Below are 14,634 nucleotides of genomic sequence, written 5' to 3' on the forward strand. Positions count from 1 at the left end.
CCCGCATAAAAATATAGACCCAAATGGATTTTGAACCCAATAATATTTTAAAAAAGGACATAACTATGAGCGATTATCAAGTTAATAACCCAGCCACTGGTGAAGTAGAAGCCACTTACCCTACCGCCACTGAACAAGATATCCAAAACGCTATTGAACAAGCAAATAATGCTTATCAAGACTGGCAAAAGACCTCGCTTGGCGAACGTAGTGCACTATTGAATAAAATAGCTGACATCTATATTGAGCGCCAAGATGAGCTAGCACGTATCGTTGCCAACGAAATGGGCAAGCCTCTCGCACAAGCAAAGGGTGAGCTCCAACTGGTTGCTGAAATTTATCGCTATTATGCAGATAACGGTGAGCAACTATTAGCACCAAATACGATTGATGTTGCAGACGGTTCAGCCTCAGTAGAAAAGCTCCCAGTTGGCGTTTTACTTGGCATCATGCCATGGAACTACCCGCATTATCAGGTAGCTCGTTTTGTGGCACCAAACGTAATGGCAGGTAACACCATTATCCTAAAACATGCGCCGCAGTGCCCTAACACCGCAGAAGTTATCGTTGATATTCTAAAAGACGCCGGCTTACCTAGTGGCGTGTATAACAATGTCTTCGCTACCAACGATCAAGCAGCGACTATTATTGAAGACACCAGAGTGCAAGGCGTCTCGTTGACAGGTTCTGAACGTGCAGGACAAGCGGTTGCAAAAGTAGCTGGTGGCGCCCTCAAAAAGGTCGTTTTAGAGCTTGGTGGCTCTGATGCCTTTATCGTTGCGGCGGATGCTGACATCGAGCAGGCCGTACAAGGTGCAATCGTAGGTCGTTTTGGTAACACTGGACAGGCTTGTAATGCTGCTAAACGCTTAATCATCGTCGAAAGCGTGTACGACCAGTTTGTTAAAGGCTTTACCGACGCCGTACGTGGCATGACCCTAGCTGATCCACAAAATGAAGATACTTTCATTGGCCCGATGTCTTCGAAGGCGGCAGCAAACAATTTGCAAGAGCAGTTAGACAGTGCTGTCAAAGCCGGCGCAACGGTATTAGTCGAGGGTGGCATCGTTAAAGACAAGCCAGGTGCTTGGTTTGCCCCTGCGGTATTGGCAGATGTTGATGACTCAATGGATGTCTATCGTCAGGAACTATTCGGTCCTGTCGCCGTTATCTACAAAGCGAATGACATTGCGCATGCTATCAAAATTGCCAATGACGTACCATTTGGTCTAGGTGCTTCCATTCAAACTCAGGACGCAGCATTGGCAGCAGAGATTGCTGAGCAATTAGATGTCGGTATGGTGACTATCAACGCGCCTTCTGGTAGTGAGGCCAATACCCCATTCGGCGGCGTTAAACGCTCTGGATTTGGTCGCGAGCTTGGTACCCTTGGTATCACTGAATTTTTAAACTATAAGTTGATTCGTGATAAATCGTAATCGATAGCGTTTTTCTTAGATAAACAAAAAGCCTAACATTTAATGTTAGGCTTTTTGTTGAGTGATCATTGATGAAAAAATATTTTATCGAAAATCTTAGCGTTTAGGTGGATTGTCTTTTAACCACAATTGATTGACGATTTTTAATTCACGCAGCTCTTCTGCCATAATCGACTCACTAATGCCTGGATATTTCACTCTTGCATAGCCATATAATGCAATACCTAAAACAGTCCAACCAAAGAAAATCCACCACTCAATAGCGGTTAGTGCCGATGGCATACCTGGCATATACAACATCAACATACCAATGCTAAGCGCAATCGTGACCATACCGACAAGCTTGCCTGCGGGTATTTTGAATGGACGTACCATATCAGGCTCGCGGTAGCGTAGAACTAAGAATGATATCGCCACACAAGTATAAGCAATCACGATACCAAAACCACCTGCATCTACGATCCACACCAGCATTTTACGACCGAACAATGGCGCTAGTGTCGCCAAACCACCAATTAATAAGATTGCATTTGATGGCGTATTATATTTTGGATGCAGCTTGCTTAAGAAGGCTGGCAACATACGTGCTTTTGACATGGCATAAAGCAGACGACTACCACCGATCAAGAAAGCATTCCAGCTTGATAAGATACCCAGTACACCGCCAATAACCAACAAGATACCTGCCCATTTTCCTTGCCACGCATTGGTCATCGCATCAGCAGTAGCGAGGGTTGAGTTTTCTGCTTGTACCAGTGGTAAAGTCGTGCCCACACTCCAAGCGATACCCACATACCACATCACCGCAACAACGATAGAGAGAATCAAAAACTTGCCAATATTAGGACGAGTCAAATCAATCTCTTCTGCTGCTTGTGGAATAACATCAAAGCCCACAAACATAAAGGGTACCATCACGATAACAGCCATGACGCCTGCGGCACCGCCAATAAAGGCTGGCGCTTGTATAGAATTTGAACTCTCAGGATTGAATAAGACGGCACCGATGAACAGTAATGTACCAACGAATAAAATGCCCAATACCGCTGTTTTTTGGAACCACGCACTGACTTCCATACCACGAATATTGAGCCAAGTCACAATGATTGAACCCAACATCCCGACGCCTACCCAAGTAGCATAGACGTCCCAACCTGCAATCGTCCAGAGATAGCCTTGGTTATAATTGGGGATAAAATATTCTACGACTGTCGGCAAGGCAACCGCCTCAAAGGCGACCACTGAGAAATACCCAAATAGAATACTCCATGAGCAAATAAAGGACACATTCACCCCCAGCGCTCGATGGGTATAAGTATGCTCACCGCCCGTAATCGGCATGGAGGCCGCCAGCTCAGCATAAGTCACGCCAATCAGTATCACTGCCAAACCACCGATAAAGAACGCCAGCATTGCGCCCCACGTACCGGCAGATAAAATCCAGCCGCCAGCTAAAACCACCCAGCCCCAGCCAACCATAGCACCAAATGCTAAGGCGATAATATCTAGCGTCCCTAACGTTTTTTTTAATTCAGACATAACTTGCTCCTTGTCTGTGTGTCATCCGTGTTAACCCTTTACGGCCACACTATGTTTTGTTTAGTGGGATAGCACCCATCATAATTATCATATATACCTTTTGATCCAAGCTGTTACGTATAGTCAGAGCACTTTTAAACCGCTACTGTGTTACCCGCCCTAGATGTACTCAGTGTACTATCTGCGGTCGGTCGCCTTGTAGCGATTCTAAAATTCCTTGACTACACTATTTGTTCGATATTCAAATAGCAGAGACAGCAACGGCGTCTTGACTTGCAAGGCGCCGTTGTAAAAAATGTACTCAAAGCGAGTGCCATAGGGGCAATCTTGCTGCTCTATCAACTATTGGCTCAATACTTATTAAGCCGTTAAGATGCCTTTAATGATATCAAGACCTTCTTGTAGCACTTCATCTTCGACCGTCAATGGCACCATCACACGAATGGCATTGCCATACATACCACAAGACGCTAGTAGCAAACCTTGCTCAAATGATTTGGCTTTTAGATTGTTTGCGGCTGCGGCATCAGGTTTGCCTTCGCTATCGATTAATTCAAATGCTAGCATTGCACCTTTATGACGAATATGACCGATACTGCTTAAGTTTAAGTCCTTTAAGAAAGCTTCGATTTTGTCACCAATCACCACACTACGCTCAAGCAAGTTTTCTTCTTCGATAACTTCCATGACCGCAAGCGCTGCTACACACGCCAATGGATTGCCAGAATAAGTACCGCCCAAGCCGCCTACTTGCGGGGCATCCATGATGTCAGCACGGCCGATAACCGCAGAGATAGGATAACCACCCGCCAAGCTCTTCGCAGCAGTCATCAAATCAGGCTCAACGCCTAATTGCTCAGTGGCAAACAACGTACCCGTACGGGCAAAACCACACTGTACTTCATCAAAAATCAAGACGATGCCATGCTCGTCACAGATATCACGCAAAGATTTGGCAAATGATGGTGTCACTTGATGGAAACCACCCTCACCTTGTACTGGCTCGATAATCATCGCAGCCACTTCACTAGGGTCGATATCTGCTTGAAAAATCATCTCAAGACTATGCAATGCTTGAGCTTCGGTGACGTTCAGCTCTTCTGCTGGAAACAACGCATGAAACACAGGACCTGGCATCGGGCCAAAGTTCTTTTTGTATGGCAAGACTTTACCAGTCAAGCTCATACACATCATGGTGCGACCATGCCAACCACCAACGAAAGAGATGATGCCTGGACGACGGGTTTTAGCACGAGCAATCTTGATACAGTTTTCTACCGCTTCTGCGCCAGTGGTTAAAAAGAAAGCTTTAGTATCACCACTGATAGGGGCTTTTTCGCACAGCTTTTCAGCCAAATCAACATAGCACTCATAGTTAATCATTTGTGCAGCAGTATGGGTAAATTTGTCGAGCTGTTCATGGACACGCTGGGTGATTTTTGGATGGCTGTGACCGGTGTTCAATACTGAAATACCGCCAACGAAATCGATATAACGATTGCCTTCCACGTCCCAAACTTCTGAGTTCTTTGCTCTTTCTGCAAAGATAGGAAAGGCAACACCCAACCCTGTTGGTAAAACAGCTTTGCGGCGCTCAAGTAATGATTGATTGGTAGTCGTCATAGAAATGTCCTTTTCTTTGTTCGTAACATAAGTGCCATCTAGTGATTGGCGGTTTGTAATGATGGGCGATTTAATAAATATACGAGGGATATCAAAGAGCACTTCTCTCAAAGCACCAAAAACATCCCAATGTTATTAGCTGATATCAGAACACCAGTATTTGGTCGTGACATAGTCTTCGATACCGTATTTTGAACCTTCGCGGCCAAATCCAGACTGCTTGACACCGCCAAATGGGGCAACTTCGGTAGAAATCAAACCAGTGTTGTGACCGATGATGCCGTACTCCAGACCTTCGGTAACGCGCCATGAGCGTGCATAGTCGCTACTGTAGAAGTAAGCGGCCAAGCCATAAATAGTATCGTTAGCAGCACGAATAACTTCTGCTTCATCCTTGAACGTAAAGATAGTCGCAATCGGTCCAAAGATTTCTTCAGAGGCGATGTCCATATCACTGCTAATATCTGTAATAACCGTTGGGTTATAAGTCAGTTCTGAAGCAGCGTTGACACTACCGCCAGTGACCAGCTTTGCCCCTTTATCCAGCGCATCTTTGAGCAAGGCTTGTACTTTATCTAACGCTTTTTTGTTGATAAGAGGGCCGATATCGACGCCTTCTTCTAAACCGTTACCCACCTTCAACTCAGCGACTTTTTTAACAAAGACGTCTAAAAACTTATCTTTGATGCTGTCTTGCACGTATACGCGGTTGGCGCAGACACAGGTCTGACCAGCATTACGATATTTAGAAGCGATTAAGCCGGTAGCGGCTTTTTCTAGATCGGCATCATCAAAGACGATAAATGGCGCGTTGCCACCTAACTCTAACGATAGCTTTTTGATAGTCGGTGCACATTGTGCCATCAGTGTACGGCCTACTTCTGTAGAGCCTGTGAATGACAGTTTGTGAATGCGGGCATCACCCGTTAAGATCTCACCAATGACAGAAGATTTGCCAGTCACTACTTGAATGACGCCAGCTGGAATACCCGCTTGCTCAGCCAATACGCCTAGCGCCAATGCAGAATAAGGTGTCTCAGTAGCAGGCTTGACGATAATCGTACAGCCTGCTGCTAGTGCAGGAGCAACTTTGCGCGTGATCATCGCCGCTGGGAAGTTCCAAGGCGTGATAGCGGCACAAACACCGACTGGCTGCTTAAGGACAACGTGACGTAGCTGTGCGCTATTGGCAGGAATCACATCGCCGTAGACGCGCTTGCCTTCTTCGGCAAACCAACGGATAAAGCTGTTGGCATAACCTACTTCACCGCGTGACTCAGTCAGCGGCTTGCCTTGCTCAGCGGTCATGATGATGGCCAAATCTTCTTTATTGGCATCGATCAGATCAGCCCACTTTTGCAATAACTCTGCACGTTCTTTGGCTGTTTTTGCTGCCCAGTCTGCTTGGACGTCATGAGCATAAGCAACAGCTTCGTTGACATCTTCTGTGGTGAGACTTGGTACAGTACCGATGAGGTCGCCGTTAAAAGGATTGTTTACATCAAGCACAGCGTCATCACTAGCAGCATGCCAGCCGTCTTTAATGAAGCAAGATTGTTTGAGTAAATCTGGATTTGATAGGGTTAGCGTATTTTTTGGCATCGTAACACTCCATGTTGGTCGTGATTTGCGCATTTATTATGAGTAAGCTATTGAACAATGTGGCGACTTAAAATGGCAACTAAAAACGATGCCATTTTAAAAATACGGCAACACCATCCATTGTTAAGCAGCTCATTACAAGAGAATAAAATCAAAACGGTCAGTCAGTAATAATTATTGCTCATCTGTAATTTGTTCAATATACTGAACGTTAATTCTATATATGAGACATCATTATAAGAATGATGCACCACTCTTTGCAACCTTTATTAAGATTATTTTGAATATTATCTTCACTATTTTTATTTTTACTTTCTAATAGGCAACTTATGAGCACAACAGCCGTTCCAGCATTGGACAAAACTTTTCAAATCTTAGATTTAATTACGGCAAGTCAACAACCCTTGACTGCCGCTCATATCGCCAAGCAATTAAAACTGCCGCGTAGCTCAACCCACAATATATTGCAAAGCTTATTGGGCAAGCATGTCATCTATAAAGATAGTGACAGCCGCTTTCACTTAGGCTCCTACTTGATGTATTGGGCTGGCAAGTATGAGCAGCAGCAAGGTGTCATACAGTTATTTAAAGACCTCATCGTCCAACACCCTGTCTTGCTACAACATACTGTAACCTTGTCTAAATTGGATTTGGGCGAAGTTGTTTTTTTAGCTTGTCACGAAACGCCTGCCCCGCTTGGTTTTACCTTCCGTGCTGGTGTGCGCGTACCGGCAGTATTTTCAGCGACTGGTAAAGCGCTGTTGTCTACGCTCTCAATGCAAACCATCGAATCTTTGTATGAAGGTATCTTTCCTCAGCCGCTCACACCAAATGGTGTCGATAACTTTGTAAGCTTATCTGCTGAGTTAAGCGCCATTCATGACAGTCGTATTTCACTCGATGACGGGCAATTACGCGAAGGTATGTACTGTTTGGGTACTTATATTCGCAATGCTTCAGGCAATGCCGTTGCAGGTATGGCGGTTAGCTTTTTGCAGGCAGAATACGAGTCTAAGTATGCTGAGGTGAGTGCTGTACTGATTGAATTGGCGGAACAAATTGAACAGCGTTTGGGTTTTAAGGCGGAGCATTTGGCTTAGCTTTTTGAGCAAAAAATCAAAAAGCTAACTTGGCATTTGATCGATGCCGTTTAAATTGAGAATATGCCCTAAACAATCCCATCCGCTTTAAGCTTGGCTATCATCTCGCTGTCGTAGCCTAAATCAGCAAGCGTGCTATCAGTATGCTCGCTCAACTGGGGTGGCGGCGTACGATAGCTAACAGGCGATGCGGATAGTTTGATAGGATTGCCAAGTGCGCGCACAGGACTGCCTTGCGCGGTGAAATCAACTATCATCTCACGTGCCAGTGCTTGCGGCATGGCCAAGGCTTCAGCCACATTATGAATAGCCCCACACGGAATGCCTGCTTGATCTAAAACCTCTAGCCAGTAAGTGCGTGGTTGCTCAGCAAACTTATTAACCAGCTCGCCACATAGCAGCGTACGATTGACAACACGTTGGGGATTGGTCGTAAAGCGCTCATCCATATGCCAATCGACTGCGAGCACATCGCAAAGTTTGGCAAATTGACTGTCATTACCACAGGCTAAGATAAAGTGTTGCTCGCCCTGACCTGCAAATACTTGATAAGGCACGATATTGGGATGCTGATTACCCAATCTCGGTGGTATCTTATCTGAGGCCAAATGATTCATACCGACGTTAGCTAACATCGCCAGCGCACTGTCAAGCAGTGCTACATCAACGTGTTGACCAAGTCCAGTATTTTGACGTGCTAGCAGTGCTGCTTGAATGCCAATCGTTAACTGCAAGCCTGCAAACAAATCGACGACTGCCACACCAACCTTATGCGGTTCGCCATCACTCGGACCTGTAATGCTCATTAGCCCTGATAATCCTTGCACAATATAGTCGTAACCTGGGCGTTTGGCATCTGGTCCTGTCTGCCCAAAACCCGTCAATGACGCATAAATCAGGCGTGGATGGTCTTGTTTGAGACTGTCATAATCCAAGCCATATTTTTTAAGACCACCGACTTTAAAATTCTCGACCAAAATATCACTGTCAGCGATGAGCTGTTTGATAATGGTCTGCCCTGCTGGCGTGGTGATATCTACCGTCAGTGATTTTTTATTGCGGTTAATAGTGGCGTAGTAAGCGGATGTATCATCGCTGAATGTTGGCGGTGCCCAATGGCGCGTTTCATCACCGATATGAGGACGCTCAACTTTAATGACTTCGGCACCAAGATCAGCAAGCACTTGGGTACAAGAAGGGCCTGCCAACACTCTCGATAAATCGAGTACCTTAATACCATGCAATGCGCCCTCTGGCATATTGGCCATATCAGTCATAATAATCCCTTATTGTGTCGTGTGTTCTTTGATTTTTTGATCATAAAATTGTTCTTCATCATTTAGCTGCTTAACAGTTAAATAATGAAAAACAACTGAAAAACGTACGCTACTGCCTATAAATGCTTCGTAAAAAGCAAAACAATAACGTACGTCACAGAATACAGTTGTACCAAACACTATTAGCTAAAAGCGCTTAAAAGAATGCTTGAATGCCCGTCTGTGCTCGGCCTAGGATAAGCGCATGGATGTCATGTGTACCCTCGTAAGTATTGACAGCTTCCAAGTTCATCACATGACGAATGATATGGAACTCATCAGAGATACCGTTACCGCCATGCATATCACGCGCGATACGAGCTATATCAAGTGCCTTGCCGCAGTTATTACGCTTAATAAGTGAAATCATCTCAGGCGCGGCGTTGTCTTCATCCATCAAACGGCCAACACGTAGCGCAGCTTGTAGACCTAAGGTGATTTCAGTCTGCATATTGGCAAGCTTTAGCTGTACCAGCTGCGTTGCTGCCAATGGACGACCAAACTGCTTACGATCTAGCGTGTATTGACGAGCCGCTTTCCAGCAGAACTCAGCGGCACCCATTGAACCCCAAGCGATACCATAACGGGCTTTATTCAAGCAGCCAAATGGCCCTTTTAAACCACGGATATCTGGGAAAGCATTGGCTTCAGGAACAAATACTTTGTCCATGACAATCTCGCCCGTGACTGAGGCACGTAATGAGAATTTGCCTTCAATTTTCGGCGCTGACAGACCTTTCATACCTTTGTCTAAAACAAAACCGCGAATCTCGCCAGCATCATCTTTTGCCCAAACGACAAATACGTCAGCGATAGGACTGTTGGTAATCCACATTTTATTACCCGTCAACTCATAACCGCCATCGACTGCGCGCGCACGAGTAGACATTGATGACGGATCAGAACCCGAATCTGGCTCAGTCAGACCGAAGCAACCGACATATTCGCCTGAAGCAAGCTTAGGCAAATAACGCTCTCTTTGTTCTTCGGTGCCATATGCCCAAATAGGATGCATAACCAAGCTTGACTGTACGCTCATTGCAGAGCGGTATCCAGAGTCAACTGCTTCCACTTCCTTGGCAATCAGACCATAGGCAACACTGGATAAACCAGCACAGCCGTAACCTTCGATAGTCACGCCAAGTAAGCCCATTTCACCCATTTGACGCATGATATTACGATCGAAATTTTCATTACGATTGGCCTCAACGATGCCCGGCATCAGCTCTTTTTGAAAAAACTGACGGGCGCTGTCCGTGACCATGCGCTCTTCTTCAGTGAGCTGGTCGCGTAATAAAAAAGGATCTTCCCAATCAAAGCGTGGGCTGGTAGATGTTGCCATGTGGATCTCCTTGGTATCAGTCATCCTGACTGACGAGTAGTGATTGATACATCGTTTGGTCTAACAAGTCATTGACTTCGTTATTCCGCTGTGCGAAACTTAGTTTCATAATTTAAAACCATTTAAGCAAAATTTAGCCCCGCTGTAAACCTTTATAAAAAAAAGATGAGTATAAAATGACAACACCCTTATCGACAGCTACCCCGCTACTGAGACGAATGCATGGAATAATGAGCCAAAGCAAGGAGGATAATGACCGACAATTTGTGACGGCACTGGGTCGCGGATTGATATTGCTGGCCGCTTTTGAGCATCATGAGCGGCTCACCCATCAGCAATTGTGTCAGATGACAAATCTGCCAAAAGCGACCGTTACTCGCCTTATCCATACGTTGACCACGCTTGGGTTTTTACGTACGAATGAATACGGACAGTATCAATTGGGCAGTAGTGCTGTACGGCTAAGCGCCACCGCGTGGAGTCGCCATGATATGGTCTCGTATGCTGAGCCACTATTACGGCAATTCGCCAGCAGCAATGAAGTATCGGTGAATTTGGCAACCGAAGTCGAAGGTGAAATGCGCTATCACGCCTGCTGTCGTAGCCCTGCACGCTTATCGGTCAATTTACAAGTTGGCTCAGCTGTACCTGTCGCACGCACTGCTATTGGACGTGCTTTTTATGCGGCAAGCTCACAGGCGAGACAGGCTGTGATCAGTAGCAATCTAAAAGAGCATTTGTCTATAGAGGATTATAACCACGCGCAAACTGCCTTAGCCAACGCGGCAGAGCATTATGTAGCGCATGGCTATACCGTGTCAGATGGGGAGTTTTCTACCGATATATTAGCAGTCGCTGTTGGGGTGTATGATGTCGCGACAGGACAATACGCTTATTCGCTCAATGCCAGTGTGCCAAGCGCCAACTGGGAAAGCGCCGACTATGCGGCGATGATTGTGCCAAAGTTGCAGGCATTGGCTGAGCGGATTGGGAGTGGTGTTTAAACATTTGAACTATATATAGTCAGTGAAAAATAATATCGATACATCATGCACGGCTAATATCAATTTTTTGTAGCCTCTGTCTGCGCAGGCACAGCAAGCAAGAAAAATTGATATCGGCAGTGCCGTAGCGTTTTTAGGGTGTTTTGACTATATGTACTAAAGCATATTCTATCTAGCCATTAGACCCAACCCTCTTCCAAAAGCTGCTCAGTATTACTGACTTTGAACTCATCACATAAATTATAAAACGCTATTGGGTCTTCAATATTATCGAGCAACTCTCGTTTATTGAGCGCCACAAACAGAGCCAATGCATAAGCCGCGCAATGGATGGATTTTTTGGGATTAAAGGTGATGTCAGTAAAGGCCTGATATTGCATCACTTCCTCGTGCAGCTGAGGATTTTGCTTTAGGGCATTTACATACAGCCAATCATAAAACACGGTTAACGGCTCTACACCCCACTCCATACCAAAATAATTATAGCCAGTGAGTTCTCCTGAGGTGGTTAATCGCTCGTCCTTTCTGGCTTGTCTTGGCGGTACTGTCAGCAAGTCAAGGTAAGGCCCACCGTCCTCAAAAACCATGCTGGCTTGAAAGGCATTTTCGACACTGTATTGATTGCCATCATGCTCATCAGTGATCTTTAAGCTGAACGGGCTTAGCGGAAAACTCAACTTATTGCCAGATTTGCTCGACAGCTCTAACACTTGCTTAAATCCATATTTTTTACGAATGACTTGTTGCAGGTCATTGATGGACTTTTTCTTTTGTCTAGTTGCAAATCCCACATGCCGCTCAAACCTAACCATATCCGTTTTTACCAAATTGTCACTGTTGACTTTGGGCATGAATACAGGTCTGTGTTCTACAGCGTTTTGTGCTTGTTCCATAGCGATGTGCCTTATTGATGATTCTGAATATATAACTTTGCCAGATTACCACTGTCTTGGTACAAATCATAACCAACTTGATCGGAAGTACCAGACTTATCCTTCAGGCTATTCCGCATCATCCAATAATTTATTAAGCTCGTCCACCATGGCATCATCTATGATGCTGTCTTCTACATAGCTTACGATCTCATCTATGGTCGTCAAATCCATTTCCCGAATACCTAAGCTGGCTAGCTGCTTATTAATAGAGTCTAAACTGTCATTGTCTTCAGAGTCATCCAATAAATCCTCTTCGAATCTTCCTCTAACAAACCAATACATTTTTTCTAGCACAGTGTCTTTTTTGGTTAAAGTAGAATAACCATCGCCATAAATAAATAAATTAAAATGATAAAGTATCTCTATATCATTAATAAAAAAAGTACGCTGACACTCTAAAGTATAGGCTTGGATTTCTTTGTCTTCGCCACCTTCATCATTTTTATTGTCTTCATCATACTCAATCGCTTCCTCTACCAATCCGCCCAGTATTTGATAGTTGCCTACTTTAATTTTATGATTATAAATGATAGAGGAGTCTGCGATTGCGTCGAAAATAATAGCACTGACATCCAGCGTATTATTATCGATGTCATAAAATCTCTTTAGTGCGGGTAAAAACTCAGTTAGCTTGTCTTCAGGTACTGGGATCAAAAACTGCTGCTCGTATATTTTAATCATATCTTCAGGCGCATAGGTATTGGCAGTATCAGTCTCGTTTCTACCTGTGGGCTGTAAAGGTGCAAAATCATACGGGTTACTATTGGTCATTTAGGATTGCCTTTTTATTTGGGTTAGCAGTAATAGATGTCTACTATTAAAAAATAATATGCGTTTCGATATGTGTTTCTATATGCGGTTCTAAGGGCATATAAACCTCTCAATATATGCTTAGAATGTATGCGGGTATTGTCGCTTATTTGGACAATTTTAGATAGGCAGCGATAGATATACCACTTGAATTATTTTCATAAAAAAAGACCTTGCCCATCAATCAGGCAAGGTCTAAACGTTAAGCTGTCACGCTAAGGCTATCTTTTAATTATAAAAACAACAACCCTAACCCAATCACAACGCCACTGACGACCAAAACAATGACACAAAAGCCCATGATGTCTTTGGCTTTTAGTCCAGCGATTGCCAGTGCAGGCAACGCCCAAAATGGCTGAATCATGTTTGTCCACGCATCGCCCCATGCGACGGCCATGGCAACTTTCGCGGGGTCACTGCCAAGCATTTCCGCAGCTTCCAGCATAATTGGCGCTTGCACTGCCCATTGTCCACCACCCGAAGGGACAAAAAAGTTGACAAGTCCTGCACTCAAAAATGCAAAAAGTGGCAGTGTGTCTGCTGTCGAAACGCTAACGAACGCTTCTGACATAACGGCTGCCAAACCAGATGCCGTCATCATGCCCATAATACCTGCATAAAACGGAAACTGAACGATGATAGCGCCTGCGCCTTTGACCGCTTCTTGAACGGCAATCAAATACTTGCGAGGCGTTCCGTGGAATATGATACCAAGAAACAAGAACATAAAGTTGACCAAGTCGAGCGTTAACGCAAAGCCGTTTTGTACAAAATAATAGACGATAAAGGCAAGCCCCAATGCGCCTATGACCATCGATAAAATCCAACTGTTTTCTAAACGTTCTGCTGGTGTCATGTCCGATTTTGCCGGAAGCTTTTCAATGACGGGATCAGCCAAAACCTTCGGATTTACGGTAACGGTATCTTCTCTTTTTGGCATCATTAAACGGTTTAATAACGGGACAATAATAACCAGCGCAGCAACGATAATTAAGTTATAACCCGCAAAGATGGTCGCAGTCGTCGGAATAATACCAATTTTGTCAACGAACGGATGGCCTTCTGTGGCAATCGATAGAGGAATCGAGCCAGAGAATCCAGCATGCCAAATGATAAATCCTGAATAAGCACTGGCAATCAATAAACGGTAATCAACATGTTCAACACGCTTTGCCAACTCTTTGGCGAATAACGCACCGATGACTAACCCAAATCCCCAGTTAATCCAGCTCGCTGCCAGAGAAACTAAGGTTACCCAAATAATAGCACTACCTGGCGACCGTGCAAAACCGGCAAGCTTGCCCAGCCCTTGTTTAAATATCGGGCTGCTTGCCAAGACAAAACCAGTGACGAGCACCAGCACCATTTGCATTGAAAACGCGAGTAACGCCCAGAACCCTTCACCCCAATATGCCACCATCTGTACAGGCGAAGAATCAGTCAGCCCTAAGCCCATACCAAAAATGACGACAGTTAAGATAATGACAAACAGAAATGGATCCGGTAAATACCTCTCCATCAAACTGTTCGAAAAACGTGTAATTCCTTTCATTTTACAACTCCCTTTGTATATAAATTCGAACGTCGTCCATAATCCTAAGGTTACCGCATTATTGCTTTGTATTCTTACTCATTCAGCAACAATCGGCTTTTATTATTCTGTGTCAGCTTTTTACATTTTCTTTATCATTTTTCAAAAGAAAAAGTCTTTGTAGAGCCGTATCGCCCCACAAAGACTTCCAGTCATGAAACCTCTTGCACAAATCATTGAGAGCCTTTGTGAATCTATTAGAGAGAGTCAATGAACAGGTATCGTCTAAAAATTTATTGCTATAATTTATTGCTATAATTTATTGCTATAAGAAGCTATATGCTAAGTTTTTCAGATAAGTCTATTAAAGTCCTAATGTTAAGAAAACCAGAA

Annotated in this window: 11 protein-coding genes; 3 read left to right on the forward strand and 8 right to left on the reverse strand. The window is 44.5% G+C overall.

Translation table 11 applies throughout. The features are described 5' to 3' along the window. Positions 1-65: 65 nt before the first annotated feature. Positions 66-1,439 carry an NAD-dependent succinate-semialdehyde dehydrogenase gene (locus tag ACMFL8_RS08930; RefSeq protein WP_413190733.1) on the forward strand — a complete coding sequence of 458 codons (1,374 nt, stop codon included), beginning with the start codon at positions 66-68 and terminating at the stop codon, positions 1,437-1,439. A 96-nt stretch (positions 1,440-1,535) separates the two neighbouring features. Here ACMFL8_RS08930 and ACMFL8_RS08935 read toward each other — a convergent pair whose 3' ends face one another. The 3 genes from ACMFL8_RS08935 to ACMFL8_RS08945 form a co-directional block, all read right to left on the reverse strand. Beyond that, positions 1,536-2,978, reverse strand: a complete 1,443-nt coding sequence (locus tag ACMFL8_RS08935) for an APC family permease (protein WP_010198643.1) — start codon at positions 2,976-2,978, stop codon at positions 1,536-1,538. Positions 2,979-3,338: 360 nt separating this feature from the next. Then, positions 3,339-4,601 (reverse strand): 4-aminobutyrate--2-oxoglutarate transaminase, encoded by a 1,263-nt coding sequence (gabT, locus tag ACMFL8_RS08940; RefSeq protein WP_010198640.1) that lies wholly within the window; start codon positions 4,599-4,601, stop codon positions 3,339-3,341. Positions 4,602-4,736: 135 nt separating this feature from the next. Then, positions 4,737-6,203, reverse strand: coding sequence for an NAD-dependent succinate-semialdehyde dehydrogenase (locus ACMFL8_RS08945; RefSeq protein ID WP_210539730.1), 1,467 nt, complete (start codon positions 6,201-6,203; stop codon positions 4,737-4,739). A 329-nt stretch (positions 6,204-6,532) separates the two neighbouring features. Between ACMFL8_RS08945 and ACMFL8_RS08950 the strand changes: the two genes are divergently transcribed. Further along, positions 6,533-7,303, forward strand: a complete 771-nt coding sequence (locus ACMFL8_RS08950; protein ID WP_210539732.1) for an IclR family transcriptional regulator — start codon at positions 6,533-6,535, stop codon at positions 7,301-7,303. Positions 7,304-7,371: 68 nt separating this feature from the next. Here the strand turns inward: ACMFL8_RS08950 and ACMFL8_RS08955 are convergent, their stop codons facing one another. After that, the gene (locus tag ACMFL8_RS08955) at positions 7,372-8,580 is read right to left on the reverse strand and encodes a CaiB/BaiF CoA transferase family protein (RefSeq protein WP_413190734.1); all 1,209 of its coding nucleotides are present in this window, start codon (positions 8,578-8,580) and stop codon (positions 7,372-7,374) included. Between the two features lie 196 nt (positions 8,581-8,776). Continuing rightward, positions 8,777-9,961, reverse strand: coding sequence for an acyl-CoA dehydrogenase (locus ACMFL8_RS08960; RefSeq protein WP_010198628.1), 1,185 nt, complete (start codon positions 9,959-9,961; stop codon positions 8,777-8,779). 230 nt (positions 9,962-10,191) lie between these two features. Between ACMFL8_RS08960 and ACMFL8_RS08965 the strand changes: the two genes are divergently transcribed. Further along, a complete protein-coding gene (locus ACMFL8_RS08965; protein WP_227679671.1) occupies positions 10,192-10,965 on the forward strand; it encodes an IclR family transcriptional regulator in 774 nt (257 codons plus the stop codon). Positions 10,966-11,144: 179 nt separating this feature from the next. On the opposite strand, the gene ACMFL8_RS08970 is transcribed toward ACMFL8_RS08965, so the two are convergent. From ACMFL8_RS08970 to ACMFL8_RS08980, 3 genes are all read right to left on the reverse strand, one after another. Further along, complete coding sequence (locus tag ACMFL8_RS08970) at positions 11,145-11,858, reverse strand: DUF6977 family protein (RefSeq protein WP_189581250.1); 714 nt, start codon at positions 11,856-11,858, stop codon at positions 11,145-11,147. Positions 11,859-11,966: 108 nt separating this feature from the next. After that, positions 11,967-12,671: a hypothetical protein gene (locus ACMFL8_RS08975; RefSeq protein ID WP_413190735.1), complete on the reverse strand. Its 705-nt coding sequence runs from the start codon at positions 12,669-12,671 to the stop codon at positions 11,967-11,969. A 271-nt stretch (positions 12,672-12,942) separates the two neighbouring features. Beyond that, entirely contained in the window at positions 12,943-14,262 is a 1,320-nt protein-coding gene (locus ACMFL8_RS08980; protein WP_189581244.1) for a short-chain fatty acid transporter, read from the reverse strand. Positions 14,263-14,634: the final 372 nt, after the last annotated feature.

Source organism: Psychrobacter sp. AT9 (assembly GCF_047272965.1).
Lineage (GTDB): Bacteria > Pseudomonadota > Gammaproteobacteria > Pseudomonadales > Moraxellaceae > Psychrobacter > Psychrobacter glaciei.

Coding starts and splice junctions, on each gene's coding strand:
- ACMFL8_RS08930 (WP_413190733.1), top strand. CDS start 66: ATGAGCGATTATCAAGTTAATAACCCAGCCACTGGTGAAGTAGAAGCC.
- ACMFL8_RS08935 (WP_010198643.1), bottom strand. CDS start 2,978: ATGTCTGAATTAAAAAAAACGTTAGGGACGCTAGATATTATCGCCTTA.
- gabT (WP_010198640.1), bottom strand. CDS start 4,601: ATGACGACTACCAATCAATCATTACTTGAGCGCCGCAAAGCTGTTTTA.
- ACMFL8_RS08945 (WP_210539730.1), bottom strand. CDS start 6,203: ATGCCAAAAAATACGCTAACCCTATCAAATCCAGATTTACTCAAACAA.
- ACMFL8_RS08950 (WP_210539732.1), top strand. CDS start 6,533: ATGAGCACAACAGCCGTTCCAGCATTGGACAAAACTTTTCAAATCTTA.
- ACMFL8_RS08955 (WP_413190734.1), bottom strand. CDS start 8,580: ATGACTGATATGGCCAATATGCCAGAGGGCGCATTGCATGGTATTAAG.
- ACMFL8_RS08960 (WP_010198628.1), bottom strand. CDS start 9,961: ATGGCAACATCTACCAGCCCACGCTTTGATTGGGAAGATCCTTTTTTA.
- ACMFL8_RS08965 (WP_227679671.1), top strand. CDS start 10,192: ATGAGCCAAAGCAAGGAGGATAATGACCGACAATTTGTGACGGCACTG.
- ACMFL8_RS08970 (WP_189581250.1), bottom strand. CDS start 11,858: ATGGAACAAGCACAAAACGCTGTAGAACACAGACCTGTATTCATGCCC.
- ACMFL8_RS08975 (WP_413190735.1), bottom strand. CDS start 12,671: ATGACCAATAGTAACCCGTATGATTTTGCACCTTTACAGCCCACAGGT.
- ACMFL8_RS08980 (WP_189581244.1), bottom strand. CDS start 14,262: ATGAAAGGAATTACACGTTTTTCGAACAGTTTGATGGAGAGGTATTTA.